This window comes from Pantoea sp. 18059, assembly GCF_902706165.1.
GTDB lineage: Bacteria > Pseudomonadota > Gammaproteobacteria > Enterobacterales > Enterobacteriaceae > Pantoea > Pantoea agglomerans.
The window spans coordinates 131,405-150,489 of the sequence record NZ_CACSJS010000002.1 but is presented as its reverse complement, the minus strand read 5'-3'; the positions used below and the strand labels follow the sequence as shown (position 1 = coordinate 150,489).

The following is a 19,085-nucleotide window of genomic DNA, read 5'->3' as shown; positions in this document are numbered from 1 at the left end:
TGTCCTACAATTCTTGCCTTGACGCTGTGTGGCTGGCTCAGGACAATCCAGCCTTCTGCTTTTACTTAGGATGATTATGGAAGCCTGGATTCAACAACTGATTACGCAGTCCCTGGAGTGGGCGCTGTTTGCCGTTGCGCTGGTGACGTTTCTGGAGTCGCTGGCGCTGGTCGGGCTGTTGCTGCCAGGTACGGTGATGATGGCCAGTCTGGGCGCGCTGGTCGGCAGTGGCGAACTTGGCCTTTATCCGGCCTGGGCGGCGGGCTTTGCGGGCTGCCTGATTGGTGACTGGGTTTCCTACGGCATCGGCTGGAAATTTCAGGGGCCGCTGCACCGCTGGAAGTATCTGCAAAAGTATAAAGGCCTGCTGGATAAAACCGAGCACGCCCTGCATCAGCACAGCATGTTTACGATTCTGGTCGGACGCTTTGTTGGCCCCACGCGTCCGCTGATCCCGCTGGCGGCCGGTATGCTGGAGCTGCCGGTGCGTAAATTCCTGCCGCCAAATATTATCGGCTGCATTCTCTGGCCGCCGCTCTATCTGCTGCCCGGTATTCTGGCGGGTGTGGCGATCGATGTGCCCAAAGCCGCGCAGGGCGGCAGCTTTAAATGGCTGTTACTCGGCGCAGCACTGCTGATCTGGCTGGGTGTCTGGTTATGCTGGCGCTGGTGGCGCAGCGGCAAGAGTCGCGACTGGGCATCGGCCTGGCTGCCGCCTGAGCGCCTGCGCTGGGCAGGGCCGCTGGGGCTGGTGATTGCCGTCGCGGCTTTCGTCGGCATTCAGTTCCATCCGATGATGCCCATTTTTCGTCATCTGCTGTGGCAGGTTTTCTTCGCCTGAATCGCTTAACGACGCGGGATGCCGAGTACGTCGGCCTCCCGCGTGTCGCCCGACAGTAACTGCCGGGTCTCGCCATCCCAGTAAACCCGGCCATCCACAATCACCACGCTGCGCGGCGCAATCTGCTGGGCATCTTCCAGACTGTGCGACACCATCAGCAGCGTGATGCTGCGCGCTTCACACACCGAACGCACCAGTTGCAGCATCTCTCCACGCAGCGCGGGATCCAGCGCAGAAAAAGGCTCATCCAGCAGCAGCACCGGACGGTCACGCAGCAGACAGCGTGCCAGCGCCACGCGCTGTCGCTGTCCGCCTGACAGCTCGCCCGGCAGCCGCGTCAGCAGATCGCCTAATCCCACCTGCTCGGCCAGCGCAGCAAGCTGCTGGCGCTGCCCGGCGCTCAGCTTCAGTCCGGGGTGCAATCCCAGCGCCATGTTCTGCTGCACGCTGAGGTGCGGAAACAGGTTGTTCTCCTGAAACAGCATCGACACGGGCCGTCTGGCCGGCACGCTGTGGGTGTGCTCCTGGCCGTCAATCATCAGGGTGCCCTGTTTTACCGGCAGGAAACCGGCAATCAGGCTCAGCAGGGTGCTTTTACCGGCCCCGCTGGGGCCGAGGATCGCGATGCGCTCGCCGCGGGTGGCGTTGAGACTAAAGCGCATCGGCAGATGCTGATAAAGGTACGTGAGGTTATTCAGTGTCAGCATGGCGGCCTGGTAATTTTTCCATCAGGGTGAACAGCAGCAAACAGAGCAGTAGCAGCAGCAGCGCGGTCACTGCACCGTCAGCACCGCGATAGGCACCGATCTGTTGATAAAGGTAGAACGGCAGGGTGCGGAAATCGGCAGTACCAAACAGCGCCACCACGCCAAAATCACCGATCGACAGCACGCAGGCAAAGGCCAGCGCCTGGGCCAGCGGACGTTTCAGCGCCCGCAGTTCAATCAGCCGCAGCCGGTTCCAGCCGTGGATATCCAGCGAATCACAGAGTCTGCCGTAACGCTCCGCGACGTCACGCATAGGGTTCTCCAGCACTTTCAGCGCATAGGGAATGGCGATCAGCGCATTGGTGAAGATCACCAGCCCGTCCGCCGACGCCGGCAGGCCAATGGTGGCGTTAAACAACAGGAAAAAGCCGGTGGCGAGCACGATGCCTGGCATCGCCAGAATCAGCATGCCGCTGGTGTCAATAAGGGTTGCCGCCGCCGGGCGCTGACGCAGGCGCAGCTCGCGGCTGCTCCACAGCAGCATCATGGTCAGCACCACACAGAGCAGACCGGCGCCGGTGGCGATGCGCAGTGAGGTAAACGTCGCCTGCCAGAGAGCAGGCTGCGCCAGCGCGCCGCGCACTCCGCCGTGCAGACCATCGATGATGACCGCCGCCAGCGGGGGCAGCAGCAGGATCAGCGCCAGCAGGATCAGCAGCGCATCAACCAGCTGCGCCCCGCGCGAATCCTGCGGATCGCGCCAGCCGTTCAGCTGGCTGGTTCCGGCGGGAATGGCCTTGCTGAAGCGCTGGCTGAGCAGCACCAGCGTCACGCAGCAGCCAAGCTGGATCAGCGCCAGCAGTGCTGCGCGCCCCGGATCGTAGTCATAACTCAGCGCCTGGAAAATCGCCAGCTCGATGGTCGTCGCCTGCGGGCCGCCGCCCAGTGAGAGCACGGTAGCAAAGCTGGCGAAACAGAGCATGAAGATCAGCGCGCCGGTCGGCAGCAGCTGACGCCGCAGCCATGGCCACTCCAGCAGACGAAAATGGTGCCAGCCGCGCAGGTCGAGCTGTGCCGCCAGCTGACGCTGTTCCGCCGGAATGCTCTCCAGCGCCTGCAGCATCAGGCGGGTCGCCAGCGGCAGGTTAAAGAAGACGTGCGCCAGCAAAATGCCCGACAGACCGTAGGGAGAGAAGTGGTAATCAATCCCTGCCAGCTGGCACAGCTGCGCCAGCCAGCCGACACGACCATAGACGGTGAGCAGACCAAATACCGCCACCAGCACCGGCAGCACCAGGGTCATGGCGCACAGACGCAGCAGCAGCTGACGGCCAGGGAAACGGCGTCGATAGAGCGCGCGCGCCAGCGGCACCGCCGGCAGCAGCGACAACAGTGCGGAGAGCAGCGCCTGACCAAAAGAGAAGGCGATAACGTGATGCAGGTAATCATCCTGCAGCACGCTGCGCCAGTCATTCTCTGGCGCGGCGCTCCAGAGTGCACCGAAGGCCAGCAGCGCCACGCTGATTAACAGCAGCGTGGCGAGCGAACCGGGGATAAGCCAGCGCGGCATCAGCGGCTGACGGCGCGTTGCCACTGGCTGATCCAGCCTGAACGCTGGCTGGCAACCTCTTCCGGCGAGAACTGCAGGGCGGTGGCGGGCACAATGAGCGCGCTAAAACCGGCAGGCAGTGGCGTGTCGATTACCGGGTACATCCAGTTACCGGTGGGAATCGTGCGCTGGAAGTCGGGTGACACCATAAACTTCATAAACTGCTGTGCCAGCGCCGGCTGCTTGCTGCTGGCTAACTGCGCGGCAACTTCAACCTGCAGATAGTGGCCCTCTGCAAACGGCGCGGCGGCATAGTTCTCTTTTTTCTCTTCGATGATGTGGTAAGCCGGTGAGGTGGTGTAGCTCAGCACCAGATCGCCTTCGCCCTTGAGGAACAGGCCATAGGCTTCACTCCAGCCTTTGGTCACCGTCACGGTTTTCTGCGCCAGCTTCTGCCACGCCTGCGGTGTCTGATCGCCATAGACTTTCTGCATCCACAACAGCAGGCCTAAGCCGGGGGTGCTGGTACGGGGATCTTCGTAGATCACCCGCCACTTCTCCGGGCTGTCGACCAGCTCTTTCAGGCTTTTTGGCGGATTCTTCAGCCGGGTTTTGTCATAGACAAACGCGAAGTAGCCATAATCAAACGGCACGAAAGTGGTGTTGTGCCAGCCGCCGGGCAGTTTTAATGTCGAGGAATCGACCTGACTTTCGGCAAACAGACCGGTTTTCTGCGCCGCCTGTACCAGATTGTTATCCAGCCCCAGTACCAGATCGGCTTTGCTGTTTTTCCCTTCCATGCGCACGCGGTTCAGCAGCGACACGCCATCTTCCAGCGTGACGAATTTCAGCTCGCAGTTGCACTGCGCCTCGAAGGCTTTTTTAACCGCCGGGCCAGGGCCCCAGTCAGCGGAGAAGGAGTCGTAGGTGTAGACCGTGAGAACCGGCTTAGCCGCCAGAACGGGGGCGGAGAGTAACAGCAGCACCGGCAGAACTTTGTTTAACACTTTGCGCTCCTTCAGGAGAATAGGGGATGAGTCGCAAAGGATCTGAGCACAGAGGCCTCCCAAATCCCTACGTCGGTATTAACCGAATCAGGTTCGACGGGTATCTCTCAGCTGCTTGCTGGTGGCTGGCGGCACCCCGTTGAGAACGTCACATTCTAGTCATTTCAGCGCCGGGGCGAAAGCCTCACAGCGCGGGTGGCGCGAACCAGGCGGATTTAAAATCAAACCAGCCCAGCGTATTCATCCGAACGCCGCGCATGCTGCGCTGACCTTCAAGCAGCAGCCAGTGGTGAAACAGCGGATGCAGACCCGCTTCTTCGACTAACTGTTTACTCCATTCGGCCAGCGGCAGCGTTTTCTCGCGCCAGCGGGCCGCATCGCTGTGCCAGTCGATCGGCAGACAGTGATGCAGCAACGGGATCTCATAAAGCTGCGCAAACAGAGAATAATTCAGCGGCAGGGTAAAGTTCACGCTGCCAAGCCAGATATCACTTTCCGCTTCGCCCTGATACCAGCTTTCGTAGCTGATCTCGCGGGTCTCCAGCGTGACGCCATGTTCTGCCAATAGCGGACGCAGCGCGTTAGCGATGCCTTCATGCTCCACGTGCTGGCTGTACCAGGTCAGCGTCAGGTGAGTTAAGCCGGGCGGTTTTTCCACTGGCGTCAGGTCGCGCCGGTGATGCCAGCGCGGCAGCAGGCCATACGCCGGAAACCAGTAGCGCTGGTAGCCGACACCGGCGTGATTGAGCAGGGCGATAGGATTAAACAGGTAGCTGACCCAGCGCCGGACCGCCTCGTTGCGTCCCTGATCTGAACGCTGGTCGAACAGCAGATAGTAGCAGCCCTCTTCAAGGCGGCTCTCCTCCTGAACCTCATCGGCTCCATCGCCCTGCAGACGGACACCGGCATAGACCAGCTCATCGCTGATGTCGGGCAGTACCCAGATAGAGACATCATCAATCAGGGCGCGAAAACCAAAATAGTCATCAAACGCTTCGATCTTCAGCTGACTCTCCTGATTGCGGATCACCCGGTAAGGACCGGTGCCAACCGGCTGGCGGGCAAAATCGTGCAGTGTCGGCCATTCGCGCGGCAGGATCATCGCACTGACGCTGCCCAGCAGCCAGGGTAATCCCTCGTCGGGCTGGCTTAAGCGGATATCCAGCGTCCAGGGCGCGGGCGAGTCGATCTGCTCGATATGGGAAAAGAGCGGATGAGGGCGCTGACGCTCAAGCGTGGCCAGCACATCCTCCATCTCCAGTTCTCTGCCGTGATGAAAGCGAATCGCCGGACGCAGAAAGAAGCGCCAGTGAAGCGGGGAAGTCTGCTGCCAGTGGTGCGCAATATCGGGCTCGACTTCCCCGTTTTCCTCATTTATCCGCGTCAGGCCGTTGAAAATCTGTCGCGCAATGTGGGTTTCGGAGCGCCGCAGCGGCGAACCGGGCAGCAGATTGAGCAGCGGACGATAGTAGAGCACCCGCATGATATGCTTGCCCTGACGGAAACTGCGGCCCAGATGCGCGGCGATCATCTGCCGTACCTGATTTTTATCGCCCACCAGCTGGACCAGCTGATCGATGCGATCCTGCTCCAGCAAATCCTCGGCACGTTGCTGCTGCAAAGCCAGTCCGGTATAGCAGAAGGTAAGCTGTGAACGCTTGCCGCGTCCGGATTCCGCCTGCCAGATTAGCCAGCCCGCGGCCTGCATCCGGTTGAGCAGATTGCGCATATGGCGGCGCGAGCAGTGCAGCAGGTCAGCCAGTTCGCTAAGGGTAATCTCCTGCGTTTGCCCCTGACAGCTCTGCCACAGGCGAATGAACTGCTGCTTCAGACGTGATGAGGACATAAAAGAGGAACTCCCGGTGAAAAGCGCTCTGTTTTTCTTGCCCTATTTTAAGAGCAAACTTTACGTTATGGGAAGAGCGGGAGGCATTCAGCACTGAATGGCGTTCGACCCTGACTTCGCTGTTCAGCGGAGTGCTTTTCTGAGTAGGGTGCATTTACACCGCCAGCAGATGATCTCTGCTGGCTTTTTTCATGTTGCGCGGTATCGTCTACCCTTCTTTTTCCCCTCTGTTTGTTCTGTAAGGGATTTCGGTATGAAATCGCTGTTAACGCGGCAGCGCCGCATCAATCCGGTTTACCTCGCTTTTATGGTCGCCTCGTTCATGCTGGGCATCGCGGGCGCACTGCAGGCGCCGACGCTCAGCCTGTTTCTGACGCGCGAGGTGCAGGCGCGGCCCTTCTGGGTCGGACTGTTTTTCACCATCAATGCGGTGGCCGGTATCGTGGTGAGCATGCTGGTGGCAAAGCGTTCTGACAGCGTCGGCGATCGTCGTCATATCATTCTCTTTTGCTGCCTGATGGCGCTGGTCAATGCGCTGCTGTTTGCTTTTACCCGCCACTATCTGACCTTGCTGACGCTGGGCGTGCTGCTGTCGGCGCTGGCCAGCGTCTCGATGCCTCAGCTGTTTGCGCTGGCGCGGGAATATGCCGATCAGTCGGCGCGTGAAGCGGTGATGTTCAGTTCGGTGATGCGTGCGCAGCTGTCGCTGGCGTGGGTGATTGGGCCGCCGCTCTCCTTCGCGCTGGCGCTGAACTACGGCTTTGTGACGCTATTTATGGTGGCCGCCGCGCTGTTTCTGATCTGTATCCTGCTGATCTGGTTCACCGTGCCGTCGGTGCCACGTTCGCAGCCTCTTATGCAAAGCGGCGGGCTGCCGCTAAGTGGCTGGCGCGATCGGGATGTGCGTTTACTGTTCCTGGCCTCAGTCGCGATGTGGACCTGCAACACTATGTATATCATCGATATGCCGCTCTATATCAGCACCACGCTGGGCCTGCCCGAGAAGCTGGCCGGTCTGCTGATGGGGACGGCGGCAGGGCTGGAGATCCCGGTGATGCTGCTGGCCGGACATTACGCGCGGCGTATCGGCAAGCGCCGGTTAATGCTGATCGCGGTGGCGGCTGGCGTACTGTTTTATCTGGGGCTGGTGCTATTCAATTCCCGCACGTCGCTGATGGTGTTGCAGCTGTTTAACGCGGTGTTTGTCGGGATTATTGCTGGCATAGGGATGCTGTGGTTTCAGGATCTGATGCCAGGACGGCCTGGTGCAGCGACCACCATGTTCACCAACTCGATATCGACCGGCATGATTCTGGCTGGGGTGATTCAGGGAACGCTCAGTGAGCGACTGGGACATGAGGCGGTTTACTGGCTGGCATTCGGGCTGGCTATTGTGGCGCTGGTGATGTCGGCACGGGTGCGCGACGTATAAAGAAGAAGGGCGTAATGCCAGTCAGTTAAGCGACAGGTGATAACGCAGTCTGGTGCCGGGCAGGGGCTGGCGGTCCTCGCGCCGCTGCGCGGTTCCTTCACTTCATTCCTCTGCCTGACGGACCGCCGGGGATGGCACATCCTGTGCCGCCCCGCCTTTCGCCCGCGTCCTGCGGGCTCTCCTGGCAGACTCATTCTGTTCAGCGCTGCGGATTGCCTGCCCCTGCCCGGCCCCGGCCTGCTCTGAAACTTCAGTGTGTATTGTTAAGAAGGGCACGAGAGTGGAGGCTCAAAGCCGAAGGTACCGCGTGAGCGGCGCGAGGACGGCCCGGCAGCAGCAAGAGGTGCGCTGGCCCGCACTGCGGCTCGCTCGCCCGGAAAAAAAGCTGCCACGTTTGACCGTGACAGCCTTTACAAATCTAATCTTAACTGATCAGCATTACGACCCAATGTCGCCCTGATTTTACTCAATTAGCGCAGGAAGGCGGGCTGATTCTGCTCATACTGCGAAATGGAGGCTTCGTGCTGCAGCGTCAGACCGATGCTGTCCAGGCCGTTAATCATGCAGTGGCGGCGGAAGCTGTCGAGCTCGAACGAATAGACTTTATCGCCAGCGGTGACCGTCTGCGCCTCCAGGTCTACCGTAAAGCTGATGCCGGGCTGGTCCGCAACCAGTCTGAACAGCTCATCCACTTCCTCTTCGCTTAACTTCACCGGCAGCAGCTGGTTGTTGAAGCTGTTGCCATAAAAGATATCCGCGAAGCTCGGCGCAATCACCACGTGAAAACCAAAATCAGTCAGCGCCCAGGGCGCATGCTCACGTGAAGAGCCGCAGCCAAAGTTTTCACGCGCCAGCAGGATGCTGGTGCCTTTGAACTCAGGCTTGTTCAGCACAAAGCCGGGCGTTGGCACGGTGCCCGCGTCATCTTCAAAGCGCCAGTCGTGGAACAGATGCTGTCCAAAACCGGTGCGGGTGACCTTCTGCAAAAACTGCTTGGGAATGATTGCGTCCGTATCGACGTTCGCGGCATCCAGCGGCGCAACAATGCCGGTGTGCTGAGTAAATTTATTCGCCATGATTTAAGCTCCTGTCGTCAGTTCACGGATGTCGGCAAAGTGGCCGGTTACGGCAGCCGCCGCGGCCATCGCCGGGCTGACCAGATGAGTACGTCCACCACGGCCCTGACGGCCTTCAAAATTACGGTTGCTGGTTGACGCGCAACGCTCGCCCGGATTCAGGCGGTCATTGTTCATCGCCAGACACATAGAGCAGCCTGGCAGACGCCATTCAAAGCCCGCTTCCAGGAAGATTTTGTCCAGACCTTCCGCTTCGGCCTGCGCTTTCACCGGGCCGGAACCCGGCACCACCATGGCGACCACGCCAGGCGCCACTTTGCGGCCTTTGGCGATGGCGGCGGCGGCACGCAGATCTTCAATACGTGAGTTGGTGCAGGAGCCGATAAATACTTTATCAATCGCCACATCGGTCAGTCTGATGCCTGGCTGCAGGTTCATGTAGGCCAGGGCTTTTTCGGCTGAGGCGCGCTCAACCGGATCGGCGAACGAGGCCGGATTCGGGATCACCTGATCAACGGCAATGACCTGACCCGGATTGGTGCCCCAGGTGACCTGCGGTGCAATCTCTTCAGCATGCAGCGTTACCACCGCATCATATTTCGCGCCTTCGTCAGACTTCAGAGTGCGCCAGTAATCAACGGCCTGCTCCCATTTCTCACCCTGCGGCGAGAACTGACGACCTTTCAGATAGTTGAAGGTGGTCTCATCCGGTGCCACCAGGCCCGCTTTCGCACCCATCTCAATCGCCATGTTGCACAGGGTCATACGACCTTCCATGCTCAGCGCCTGAATCGCCGGACCGCAGAATTCGACCACATAGCCGGTTCCGCCTGCGCTGCCGGTTTTGCCGATGATCGCCAGCACGATATCTTTAGCCGTAATGCCGGTTGACGCCTGGCCCAGCACTTCAATCTTCATGGTTTTTGCCCGACCCTGTTTCAGGGTCTGGGTAGCAAACACATGTTCAACTTCAGAGGTGCCGATACCAAAGGCCAGCGAGCCAAACGCACCGTGCGTGGCGGTGTGCGAGTCACCGCACACAATCGTCATGCCCGGCAGCGTCATGCCCTGCTCAGGACCGATAACGTGGACGATGCCCTGGAACGGATGATTCAGGTCATACAGCTGTACGCCAAACTCAGCGCAGTTCTTCATCAGTTCCTGCATCTGAATACGCGCCATCTCGCCCGACGCATTGATATCTTTGGTCTGCGTAGAAACGTTGTGATCCATCGTGGCAAAGGTTTTGCCCGGCTGACGGACTTTACGTCCGTGGGCGCGCAGACCATCAAAGGCCTGGGGCGAGGTCACCTCATGGATCAGATGGCGATCAATGTAGAGTAACGGCGTTTCTTCTGGCGTTTCGTGGACGACATGTGCATCAAATAACTTCTGGTATAAGGTTTTCATTTTTTTATTTTTCCTCGGCGATAAAGCGGGCAATGATGCTGCCCATCTCATCTGTGCTGACCGCTGGGCCATCACCGGCTAAATCTTTGGTGCGATAGCCCTGTTCCAGCGCACGGCTGATGGCGCGTTCGATACTGTCGGCAGCCTCATCGGCATTCAGGCTGTAACGCAGCAGCAGCGACAGCGACAGGATCTGGGCGACCGGGTTGGCAATATTCTGACCGGCGATATCCGGCGCCGAGCCACCCGCGGGTTCGAACAGGCCAAAGCCCGCTTCATTCAGGCTGGCGGAAGGCAGCATCCCCATCGAGCCGGTAATCATGGCGCACTCATCAGAGAGAATATCGCCGAACAGGTTGGAGCAGAGCAGCACGTCAAACTGCGACGGGTCTTTGATCAACTGCATGGTGGCGTTGTCGATATAGATGTGGCTCAGCTGCACGTCCGGGTACTCTTTGGCCACTTCGTTGACGATTTCACGCCACATCACGGAGGTCTGCAGCACGTTGGCTTTATCAACCGAGGTGACTTTATTGCGACGTTTGCGCGCCGATTCAAACGCGATGCGGGCGATGCGCTCAATTTCGAAACGGTGATAAACTTCGGTATCAAATGCACGCTCTTCCGGGCCGCTGCCTTCACGTCCTTTCGGCTGACCAAAGTAGATGCCGCCGGTCAGTTCACGCACGCACAGAATGTCGAAGCCTTTGGCAGCAATGTCGGCGCGCAGCGGGCAAAACGCCTCCAGTCCGCTGTAGAGTGCAGCCGGACGCAGGTTACTGAACAGCTTAAAATGTTTGCGCAGCGGCAGCAGCGCACCGCGCTCCGGCTGTGATGCCGGCGGTAAGTGCTCCCACTTCGGGCCGCCAACGGAACCAAACAGAATCGCGTCGGCCTGCTCGCAGCCTGCAACCGTTGCGGGTGGCAGGGGTTCACCATGCTGATCGATAGCAATGCCGCCGACCGCATACTCCTGGGTGGTGATCTGGATATCAAAGCGCTGACGAATGGCATCCAGCACTTTCATAGCCTGCGCCATCACTTCCGGGCCGATACCATCACCGGGTAAAACTGCGATATGAGATGAGCTGGACATGGTTATACGGTTTCCTTCTGATCTTTAAATTTGCGCTGCAATTCTTGTTCAACCTGACGGGCACGCCAGATATTGTTCAGAGCGTTGACCATCGCTTTGGCGGAGGACTCCACAATATCGGTCGCCAGACCAATGCCGTGGAACTTGCGGCCGTTGTAGCTCACGACGATATCGACCTGACCCAGCGCATTCTCGCCGTGGCCTTTCGCGGTCAGCTTGTAGTTAACCAGCTCAGCGTCGAACTGGGTGATACGGTTAATCGCCTGGTAGACCGCGTCAACCGGGCCATTACCGGTGGCTGCATCCGATTTAGCGACATCGCCGCAGCCCAGATTGACAGAGGCGGTGGCGGTGATGCTGGAACCGGTCTGGACGTTAAATTCGTGCAGCTGGAAATGTTCCGGCTCTTCATTCTGCTTGTTGATGAAGGCCAGCGCTTCCAGGTCGTAATCGAAAACCTGACCTTTTTTATCGGCCAGTTTCAGGAAGGCGTCATACAGCGTATCCAGATTGTAATCCTGCTCGGCATAGCCCATCTCTTCCATACGATGTTTTACCGCCGCGCGGCCAGAACGTGAGGTCAGGTTCAGCTGGATTTTGTGTAAGCCGATCGATTCCGGCGTCAGGATTTCATAGTTCTCGCGGTTCTTCAGCACGCCATCCTGATGAATACCCGAGGAGTGAGCGAAGGCGTTAGAGCCGACCACTGCCTTGTTCGCCGGGATCGGCATGTTGCAGATCTGGCTGACCATCTGGCTGGTACGGTAGATTTCCTGATGATTGATATTGGTATGCACGTTCATGATCTGCTGGCGGGTTTTAATCGCCATGATCACCTCTTCCAGCGCACAGTTACCGGCACGTTCACCCAGGCCATTCATCGTTCCTTCAACCTGACGCGCGCCCGCCTGTACGGCAGCCAGGGCGTTGCCGGTTGCCATACCCAGGTCATCGTGGGTGTGAACAGAGATAATTGCTTTGTCGATGTTAGGAACGCGATTCATCAGTTCGCCGATGATGTGGGCATACTCGCCTGGCAAGGTGTAGCCAACGGTGTCCGGGATGTTGATGGTGGTGGCACCGGCGTTAATCGTGGCTTCTACCATCCGGCACAGGTCATCAATCGGGGTACGGCCGCCATCTTCGCAGGAGAACTCAACGTCGCTGGTATAATTACGCGCACGTTTCACCATATGCACCGCACGCTCAATCACTTCCGGCAGCGTGCTGCGCAGTTTGGTGGCGATGTGCATCGGCGAGGTGGCGATAAAGGTATGAATACGGAAGGCTTCGGCAACACGCAGTGATTCGTACGCCGCATCAATATCTTTTTCCACACAGCGTGCCAGACCGCAAACCCGACTGTTTTTAATGGTGCGCGCAATGGTCTGCACAGACTCAAAGTCGCCCGGTGAGGAGACCGGGAAACCGACTTCCATCACATCCACGCCCATGCGCTCCAGCGCTAAAGCAATCTGCAATTTTTCTTTCACACTCAGGCTGGCCTGTAATGCCTGCTCACCGTCGCGCAGAGTGGTATCGAAAATAATGACTTGCTGGCTCATCGTAATCATCCTTATGCTTTTTCTGGCCTGGCAACGAGCATAAAAAAACCCGCGACAGGCGCGGGTTTTTAACTTTCAGCAGGTTTGAATCAGTGTTTGATTCCGCCCACAAGTCTACCGCGCAAGCTGAGTGCGTTTAGTAGTAGACCGAGAAGGCGAACAGAACGAAACATGGATTCAAACCTTATAAAATGTTGTGCTGTACATATTGGTACTGGAATCACTCAGGGATGTCAACCTTCAATGCAGGGGTATTCTTAGTGGTGTCAGAGGAAGATATTCTGTTATTTAACGGTCAGGCAGCGTAATGAACAGCGCCGTAGTGGCTGCGGAGGCAATCGACCCGGGAATGAGCACTGATTCTGCGGGTCTTTGATTTTATTATGTTGAAAATTAAAGACTTTATCGGGAGGGTGTCTCACGGGGATACAGGATATATCACCTGCTCTTTAGCATAATCGAATGTGCTTCAACGATTTAATGGTTAATTACGCCAGAAAAGAAAAGTGTCAGGCGATTGTGGGCCAGGGCAGCCGGGTAATAAGTTTTCGTTATTTCTTAGATCACGCTGAAAATAATTTCTTAATCAGCATTTTCCTCTGCGGTTCTGCCGCGTAATTAGTTTAATCCGCGCAGCCAATTCTTATCGGGCAGAGCCTTTACGCCCCTGCCTTTTAATTTACGTGGGTTTGCGGTTTGCCTGCCCGGTTAACTGCGGTTATGGTAATCGACCTACTCTCAGAAAAATAAACTCAACAGATTTCTCTGTAACCGGACAGCGGCAGTTGTTTCCGCTGTCATGCATAAACATAAGATTTTGATTGGCAAAGCAGGCACCAGGGCTTTGTGGTACGCGCTAACGGGCGTATTAACAGAGCCGGGTCCGCAAGCCTGGAGGCAGAAGATGGAGATGTTGTCAGGAGCCGAAATGGTCGTCCGTTCGTTAATCGATCAGGGCGTTAAGCAGGTATTCGGTTATCCGGGTGGCGCAGTGTTGGATATCTATGATGCGCTGCAAACCGTCGGGGGTATCGATCACATTCTGGTGCGTCATGAGCAGGGTGCGGTGCACATGGCTGACGGCCTGGCGCGCGCCACCGGTGAAGTCGGCGTGGTGCTCGTCACCTCCGGACCCGGCGCAACCAATGCGATTACCGGTATCGCCACCGCCTATATGGACTCGATTCCGCTGGTGATCCTCTCGGGTCAGGTTCCCTCGTCGCTGATTGGCTATGACGCCTTTCAGGAGTGCGACATGGTCGGCATCTCTCGTCCGGTAGTGAAGCACAGCTTCCTGGTGAAAAGTACCGAAGAGATCCCAACCGTGTTGAAAAAGGCGTTCTGGCTGGCTTCCACCGGACGTCCGGGGCCGGTGGTGATCGATCTGCCGAAAGATATTCTGAATCCGGCCAACAAGTTGCCTTATCACTGGCCGGATACGGTGAGCATGCGCTCCTACAATCCGACTATTCAGGGCCATAAAGGTCAGATTAAGCGTGCGCTGACCACGTTGCTGGCCGCGAAGAAGCCGGTGATCTACGCCGGTGGTGGTGCCATTACCGCAGGCTGCGAAGCCGAACTGTTAAAGCTGGCCGAAAGCCTGAATATTCCGGTGACGACCTCGCTGATGGGCCTGGGCGCGTTCCCTGGCACTCATCGTCAGTGCGTTGGCATGCTCGGTATGCACGGCACGTACGAAGCCAACATGACGATGCACAATACCGACCTGATTTTTGGTATTGGTGTTCGCTTTGATGACCGCACCACCAACAACCTGGCGAAGTATTGTCCCAACGCCACGGTGATGCATATCGATATCGACCCGACCTCTATCTCTAAGACGGTGGCGGCGGATATCCCGATTGTCGGTGATGCGAAGCAGGTGCTGCAGCAGATGCTGGAGTTACTGGCGCAAAACGAAAGCCAGCGCGCTGAGAGCCTGCACGACTGGTGGCAGGAGATTGAGGGCTGGCGCAGTCGTCACTGCCTGGAATTTGATCGCACCAGCGACAAAATCAAGCCGCAGGCGGTGATTGAAACCATCAGCCGTCTGACCAAAGGCGATGCGTATGTGACCTCGGATGTGGGCCAGCACCAGATGTTTGCTGCGCTCTATTATCCTTTCGATAAACCGCGTCGCTGGATCAACTCCGGTGGTCTGGGCACCATGGGCTTTGGCCTGCCCGCTGCGCTGGGCGTGAAGATGGCGCTGCCGGACGAAACAGTCATCTGCGTAACGGGCGATGGCAGTATCCAGATGAACATTCAGGAGCTTTCCACCGCGCTGCAGTACGATCTGCCGGTGCTGGTGCTGAACCTGAACAACCGGGTGCTGGGCATGGTGAAGCAGTGGCAGGATATGATCTACTCCGGTCGTCACTCCCAGTCTTATATGGAGTCACTGCCTGACTTCGTGCGTCTGGCGGAAGCCTACGGCCACGTCGGGATCGCGATTGAGCACCCGGCTGAGCTGGAAGAGAAACTGGCGCTGGCGCTGGAAACCCTGGCGAAGGGACGTCTGGTATTTGTGGATGTCACCGTTGACGGTAGCGAGCATGTTTACCCGATGCAGATTCGCGGTGGCAGCATGGATGAGATGTGGTTGAGCAAAACGGAGAGGACATAATTATGCGTCGTATTTTATCAGTTCTGCTGGAGAACGAATCCGGCGCATTATCCCGTGTCGTCGGCCTGTTCTCACAGCGCGGCTATAACATTGAGAGCCTGACCGTGGCACCAACGGATGATCCTACGCTGTCGCGGATGACCATTCAGACGGTGGGCGATCAAAAGGTGCTGGAGCAGATTGAAAAGCAGCTGCACAAGCTGGTAGATGTGCTGCGCGTTACCGAGCTGGGGCAGGGCGCCTATGTTGAGCGCGAAATCATGCTGGTGAAGATTCAGGCGAGCGGTTATGGCCGCGAAGAGGTGAAGCGTAACGCCGAGATCTTCCGCGGTCAGATCATCGACGTGACGCCGACGCTGTACACGGTTCAGCTGGCAGGCACCAGTGACAAACTGGACGCCTTCCTGAGTACCGTCCGCGATGTTGCCGAAATTGTTGAAGTGGCACGCTCCGGTATCGTCGGCGTTTCACGCGGCGATCGTATCATGCGTTAATCACGCAGCGTCATCATCAATCCTCACCTAACCCGGCGAAATGCCGGGTTTTTTTATTTTTTATGCGCCAGGCGAGTTACATTCAGAAAAGCGGTTGCTCCGCGCACTTTTCTGCTGTTAGATGATAGCCATGAGTTATCCATAGCTTAACTGCGGCTATTTCTGCCGTAAAAGCGGATTTGATGGTGGGGTTATCGTGAAACTGGATGAAATTGCGCGTTTGGCAGGCGTGTCGCGCACCACGGCCAGTTATGTGATCAATGGCAAAGCGCGGCAGTATCGTGTCAGCGACAAAACCGTTGAGAAAGTCATGGCGGTGGTACGTGAGCATAATTATCACCCCAATGCGGTGGCTGCCGGGCTGCGCGCCGGGCGTACGCGCTCAATTGGGTTAGTGATCCCCGATCTGGAAAATACCAGTTATACCCGTATTGCGAACTATCTTGAGCGGCAGGCCCGTCAGCGCGGCTATCAGCTGCTGATCGCCTGTTCTGAAGATCAGCCCGATAACGAGATGCGCTGCATTGAGCATCTGTTACAGCGCCAGGTCGATGCGATCATCGTCTCTACCTCGTTACCGCCAGAGCATCCCTTTTATCAGCGCTGGATCAACGATCCCCTGCCGATTATTGCGTTAGATCGCGCGCTGGATCGTGAACATTTCACCAGCGTAGTGGGTGCCGATCAGGACGATGCCTATATGCTGGCGGCTGAACTGCGTCAGCTTGAGGTCAAAAATGTGCTGTTCCTCGGTGCATTACCCGAGCTGTCGGTAAGTTTCCTGCGCGAGCTGGGGTTCCGCGATGCATGGAAAGACGATCCCCGGCCGATTGACTATATCTACTGCAATAGCTTCGAACGCACAGCCGCCGCAGCACTGTTTGAACAATACCTTGAAGATCACCCGATGCCGGAGGCGCTTTTTACCACCTCATTTGGTCTGCTGCAGGGTGTGATGGATGTGACGCTGAAACGAGACGGACGGCTTCCGACCGAGCTGGCCATCGCCACCTTTGGCGACCACGAATTACTGGACTTTCTTGAGTGTCCGGTGCTGGCGGTGGGTCAGCGTCATCGCGACGTGGCAGAGCGCGTGCTGGAATTAGTTTTAGCCTCGCTGGATGAACCCAGAAAACCAAAACCCGGGTTAACCCGCATTCGCCGTAATTTATACCGTCGCGGACAATTAAGCCGAAAAGTTAAATGAGTCACGGGCAGTATTACGCTGCCCGCCTCTTTTATTTAACGATTTAACTGATTAAATAAACAGGTCGACGTAAAAAAGCGTAAATTCTGCTCATCAAATCTAACAAAGCAGAAAGGGTTATTTTTATTATCTGCTTACAACTTCAACAAACTTACTTTCCCGTCTGGCCTGAAGCCGCTGGGCTTCCTTTCGGAAATCCCCTAAAATGCCGCCGCTGTCTCAGAAACCACGATTAATATTTAGCCCTTTACATTGTTTCATTTTTAGTCGTTTTTTCCCGGGTCGTTTTTTTTATTCAGGTATTCATCGGCTTAATTTTTACTTTCCCCTTTTATTCGTTTATATCGTCGCCAGAGATTAATTCTTCACTCTGTAAATAGTGATATTCACCTGCCGCTCCGGCTTGACAAGGATTTCATGGGATCCTTAAACTCGTTTCGTGGTAAAAAGTGGGATAAAGTGGCGTAAATGGGTGATGAGGAGAAGAGACTGGCATGTTCCGCGGAGCAACGTTAGTCAATCTCGACAGCAAAGGGCGGCTCGCCGTACCTACGCGATATCGCGATTTGCTGATTGGGGAGTCTCAGGGGCAGATGGTCTGTACCATCGACCTCCACCAGCCATGCCTGTTGCTTTATACCCTGCCCGAATGGGAAATCATTGAAAAAAAGCTGGCACGCCTTTCCAGTATGAATCCACTTGAGCGCCGCGTGCAGCGTTTGCTGCTGGGGCATGCCAGTGAATGTCAGATGGATAATGCAGGCCGCCTGCTGCTGGCGAATACGCTTCGGCAGCACGCAAAATTAACCAAAGAAGTGATGCTGGTTGGACAGTTCAATAAGTTTGAGCTGTGGGATGAACAGACCTGGTATCAACAAGTCAGGGACGATATTGACGCAGAACAGTCGGCTCAGGAGCCTTTATCTGAGCGGTTGCAGGACTTGTCGCTATAGCTATGCAGGAAAATTTCAAACATACCACCGTGCTGTTGGATGAGGCGGTTAACGGCCTCAATATCAGGGAAGACGGTATTTACATCGACGGCACTTTTGGTCGTGGTGGCCATTCACGCCTGATTCTTTCGCAGCTGGGAGAGAAGGGAAAGCTGATCGCCATCGATCGTGATCCGCAAGCTATCGCCGCTGCCGCAGAGATCACCGACCCGCGTTTTTCAATTATTCATGGCCCTTTTTCCGCGCTGGCAGAGTATGTCTCTGAACGGGATCTGGTCGGAAAGATTGACGGCATTTTGCTGGACCTGGGGGTTTCATCACCGCAACTGGATGACGCCGAACGTGGCTTCTCCTTTATGCGTGACGGACCGCTGGATATGCGAATGGACCCGTCGCGCGGGCACTCCGCCGCAGAATGGTTGCTGCACGCAGAAGAGGCGGATATCGCGTTTGTCCTGAAGACCTACGGTGAAGAGCGATTCGCCAAACGCATCGCCCGGGCCATTGTCGAGCGTAATCGCGAACAGCCGATGACCCGGACCCGTGAACTGGCTGAGGTGATCTCAATCGCCATGCCGGTAAAAGATAAGTTTAAGCATCCGGCCACGCGCAGCTTCCAGGCGATTCGTATCTGGATTAACAGCGAACTGGAAGAGATCGATATTGCCCTGAAAGGCGCTGTTGAAGTGCTGGCTCCGCAGGGTCGTCTCTCTGTTATCAGCTTCCATTCACTGGAAGATCGGCTGGTGAAGCGCTTTATGCGCGATCAGAGTCGCGGACCGCAGGTGCCGCCTGGGATTCCCATGACTGAACATCAGCTGCGTGCCCTGGGTGGGCGTGAACTGAAGTTGCTCGGCAAAATGTCGCCGGGTGACGCTGAAGTCTCTGAGAACCCACGCGCGCGCAGCTCGGTATTACGTATCGCGGAGAAAACCGACGCATGATCGGTAATGAGCGTCACAGTCTGCCTGCCGTTATCGGCGGGGATCTGCTGCGAAAAGGCAAGATTCCGGTGCTGTTGCTGATCGCTGTGGTGGTTTCTGCCGTGCTGGTGGTGACCACCACCCATAAAACACGACTGTTAACCGCGCAGCGCGAACAGCTGGTGCTGGAGCGTGACGCACTCGATATCGAGTGGCGCAACCTGATCCTGGAAGAGAATGCACTGGGCGATCACAGCCGTGTTGAACGCATCGCCACCGAGAAGCTGCAACTGCAGCACGTTGATCCTTCACAAGAAAATATCGTGGTGCAGAAATAAGGACCTCAGATAGCG

General features: G+C 57.0%; 17 protein-coding genes and 1 riboswitch. Of the genes, 8 read left to right on the top strand and 9 right to left on the bottom strand.

Annotated elements, in window-relative coordinates:
* Nucleotides 1-76 precede the first annotated feature (76 nt).
* Nucleotides 77-841 carry a DedA family protein gene (locus GVJ63_RS07520; protein ID WP_010253821.1) on the top strand — a complete coding sequence of 255 codons (765 nt, stop codon included), beginning with the start codon at nucleotides 77-79 and terminating at the stop codon, nucleotides 839-841.
* A 5-nt stretch (nucleotides 842-846) separates the two neighbouring features.
* On the opposite strand, the gene thiQ is transcribed toward GVJ63_RS07520, so the two are convergent.
* The 4 genes from thiQ to sgrR all read right to left on the bottom strand — a co-directional run bounded on the left by thiQ (nucleotide 847) and on the right by sgrR (nucleotide 5,950).
* Nucleotides 847-1,548 (bottom strand): thiamine ABC transporter ATP-binding protein ThiQ, encoded by a 702-nt coding sequence (gene thiQ, locus GVJ63_RS07515; protein ID WP_159226647.1) that lies wholly within the window; start codon nucleotides 1,546-1,548, stop codon nucleotides 847-849.
* On the bottom strand, nucleotides 1,532-3,142 hold the full coding sequence (thiP, locus tag GVJ63_RS07510) for a thiamine/thiamine pyrophosphate ABC transporter permease ThiP (RefSeq protein ID WP_159226646.1): 1,611 nt from the start codon (nucleotides 3,140-3,142) through the stop codon (nucleotides 1,532-1,534). Before thiP ends, thiQ begins: the two co-directional genes overlap by 17 nt.
* Nucleotides 3,118-4,104: a thiamine ABC transporter substrate binding subunit gene (gene thiB / locus GVJ63_RS07505; RefSeq protein ID WP_159226645.1), complete on the bottom strand. Its 987-nt coding sequence runs from the start codon at nucleotides 4,102-4,104 to the stop codon at nucleotides 3,118-3,120. Before thiB ends, thiP begins: the two co-directional genes overlap by 25 nt.
* Nucleotides 4,105-4,150: 46 nt before the next feature.
* Nucleotides 4,151-4,253, bottom strand: a riboswitch (TPP riboswitch).
* Nucleotides 4,254-4,288: 35 nt separating this feature from the next.
* Nucleotides 4,289-5,950: an HTH-type transcriptional regulator SgrR gene (gene sgrR / locus GVJ63_RS07500; protein ID WP_159226644.1), complete on the bottom strand. Its 1,662-nt coding sequence runs from the start codon at nucleotides 5,948-5,950 to the stop codon at nucleotides 4,289-4,291.
* Between the two features lie 253 nt (nucleotides 5,951-6,203).
* Here sgrR and GVJ63_RS07495 point away from each other — a divergent pair, with 253 nt between their 5' ends.
* Nucleotides 6,204-7,382 carry an MFS transporter gene (locus GVJ63_RS07495; protein ID WP_022625401.1) on the top strand — a complete coding sequence of 393 codons (1,179 nt, stop codon included), beginning with the start codon at nucleotides 6,204-6,206 and terminating at the stop codon, nucleotides 7,380-7,382.
* Between the two features lie 470 nt (nucleotides 7,383-7,852).
* On the opposite strand, the gene leuD is transcribed toward GVJ63_RS07495, so the two are convergent.
* The 5 genes from leuD to leuL all read right to left on the bottom strand — a co-directional run bounded on the left by leuD (nucleotide 7,853) and on the right by leuL (nucleotide 12,702).
* Nucleotides 7,853-8,458, bottom strand: a complete 606-nt coding sequence (leuD, locus tag GVJ63_RS07490; RefSeq protein ID WP_010253835.1) for a 3-isopropylmalate dehydratase small subunit — start codon at nucleotides 8,456-8,458, stop codon at nucleotides 7,853-7,855.
* Between the two features lie 3 nt (nucleotides 8,459-8,461).
* Nucleotides 8,462-9,868 (bottom strand): 3-isopropylmalate dehydratase large subunit, encoded by a 1,407-nt coding sequence (gene leuC / locus GVJ63_RS07485; protein ID WP_022625402.1) that lies wholly within the window; start codon nucleotides 9,866-9,868, stop codon nucleotides 8,462-8,464.
* A 4-nt stretch (nucleotides 9,869-9,872) separates the two neighbouring features.
* Nucleotides 9,873-10,964 carry a 3-isopropylmalate dehydrogenase gene (gene leuB, locus GVJ63_RS07480; RefSeq protein ID WP_010253841.1) on the bottom strand — a complete coding sequence of 364 codons (1,092 nt, stop codon included), beginning with the start codon at nucleotides 10,962-10,964 and terminating at the stop codon, nucleotides 9,873-9,875.
* A gap of 2 nt (nucleotides 10,965-10,966) precedes the next feature.
* Nucleotides 10,967-12,529: a 2-isopropylmalate synthase gene (leuA, locus tag GVJ63_RS07475; protein ID WP_010253843.1), complete on the bottom strand. Its 1,563-nt coding sequence runs from the start codon at nucleotides 12,527-12,529 to the stop codon at nucleotides 10,967-10,969.
* 89 nt (nucleotides 12,530-12,618) lie between these two features.
* The gene (leuL, locus tag GVJ63_RS22530) at nucleotides 12,619-12,702 is read right to left on the bottom strand and encodes a leu operon leader peptide (RefSeq protein ID WP_099257765.1); all 84 of its coding nucleotides are present in this window, start codon (nucleotides 12,700-12,702) and stop codon (nucleotides 12,619-12,621) included.
* Between the two features lie 731 nt (nucleotides 12,703-13,433).
* On the opposite strand from leuL, the gene ilvI reads away from it, so the two are divergent.
* The 6 genes from ilvI to ftsL all read left to right on the top strand — a co-directional run bounded on the left by ilvI (nucleotide 13,434) and on the right by ftsL (nucleotide 19,070).
* Complete coding sequence (gene ilvI, locus GVJ63_RS07465; protein WP_124889690.1) at nucleotides 13,434-15,155, top strand: acetolactate synthase 3 large subunit; 1,722 nt, start codon at nucleotides 13,434-13,436, stop codon at nucleotides 15,153-15,155.
* 2 nt (nucleotides 15,156-15,157) lie between these two features.
* On the top strand, nucleotides 15,158-15,649 hold the full coding sequence (gene ilvN / locus GVJ63_RS07460; RefSeq protein ID WP_003854770.1) for an acetolactate synthase small subunit: 492 nt from the start codon (nucleotides 15,158-15,160) through the stop codon (nucleotides 15,647-15,649).
* Between the two features lie 196 nt (nucleotides 15,650-15,845).
* The gene (gene cra / locus GVJ63_RS07455) at nucleotides 15,846-16,856 is read left to right on the top strand and encodes a catabolite repressor/activator (protein WP_159226643.1); all 1,011 of its coding nucleotides are present in this window, start codon (nucleotides 15,846-15,848) and stop codon (nucleotides 16,854-16,856) included.
* Nucleotides 16,857-17,350: 494 nt separating this feature from the next.
* Nucleotides 17,351-17,809 carry a division/cell wall cluster transcriptional repressor MraZ gene (mraZ, locus tag GVJ63_RS07450; protein ID WP_009092149.1) on the top strand — a complete coding sequence of 153 codons (459 nt, stop codon included), beginning with the start codon at nucleotides 17,351-17,353 and terminating at the stop codon, nucleotides 17,807-17,809.
* Between the two features lie 2 nt (nucleotides 17,810-17,811).
* Entirely contained in the window at nucleotides 17,812-18,753 is a 942-nt protein-coding gene (gene rsmH, locus GVJ63_RS07445) for a 16S rRNA (cytosine(1402)-N(4))-methyltransferase RsmH (protein ID WP_010253859.1), read from the top strand.
* Nucleotides 18,750-19,070, top strand: coding sequence for a cell division protein FtsL (gene ftsL / locus GVJ63_RS07440; RefSeq protein ID WP_003854764.1), 321 nt, complete (start codon nucleotides 18,750-18,752; stop codon nucleotides 19,068-19,070). The genes rsmH and ftsL overlap by 4 nt, the downstream gene beginning before the upstream one ends.
* Nucleotides 19,071-19,085: the final 15 nt, after the last annotated feature.

Coding starts and splice junctions, on each gene's coding strand:
- leuL (WP_099257765.1), bottom strand. CDS start 12,702: ATGTTTCGTTCTGTTCGCCTTCTCGGTCTACTACTAAACGCACTCAGC.
- leuD (WP_010253835.1), bottom strand. CDS start 8,458: ATGGCGAATAAATTTACTCAGCACACCGGCATTGTTGCGCCGCTGGAT.
- ilvI (WP_124889690.1), top strand. CDS start 13,434: ATGGAGATGTTGTCAGGAGCCGAAATGGTCGTCCGTTCGTTAATCGAT.
- leuA (WP_010253843.1), bottom strand. CDS start 12,529: ATGAGCCAGCAAGTCATTATTTTCGATACCACTCTGCGCGACGGTGAG.
- sgrR (WP_159226644.1), bottom strand. CDS start 5,950: ATGTCCTCATCACGTCTGAAGCAGCAGTTCATTCGCCTGTGGCAGAGC.
- GVJ63_RS07495 (WP_022625401.1), top strand. CDS start 6,204: ATGAAATCGCTGTTAACGCGGCAGCGCCGCATCAATCCGGTTTACCTC.
- rsmH (WP_010253859.1), top strand. CDS start 17,812: ATGCAGGAAAATTTCAAACATACCACCGTGCTGTTGGATGAGGCGGTT.
- mraZ (WP_009092149.1), top strand. CDS start 17,351: ATGTTCCGCGGAGCAACGTTAGTCAATCTCGACAGCAAAGGGCGGCTC.
- thiQ (WP_159226647.1), bottom strand. CDS start 1,548: ATGCTGACACTGAATAACCTCACGTACCTTTATCAGCATCTGCCGATG.
- ilvN (WP_003854770.1), top strand. CDS start 15,158: ATGCGTCGTATTTTATCAGTTCTGCTGGAGAACGAATCCGGCGCATTA.
- leuB (WP_010253841.1), bottom strand. CDS start 10,964: ATGTCCAGCTCATCTCATATCGCAGTTTTACCCGGTGATGGTATCGGC.
- GVJ63_RS07520 (WP_010253821.1), top strand. CDS start 77: ATGGAAGCCTGGATTCAACAACTGATTACGCAGTCCCTGGAGTGGGCG.
- ftsL (WP_003854764.1), top strand. CDS start 18,750: ATGATCGGTAATGAGCGTCACAGTCTGCCTGCCGTTATCGGCGGGGAT.
- leuC (WP_022625402.1), bottom strand. CDS start 9,868: ATGAAAACCTTATACCAGAAGTTATTTGATGCACATGTCGTCCACGAA.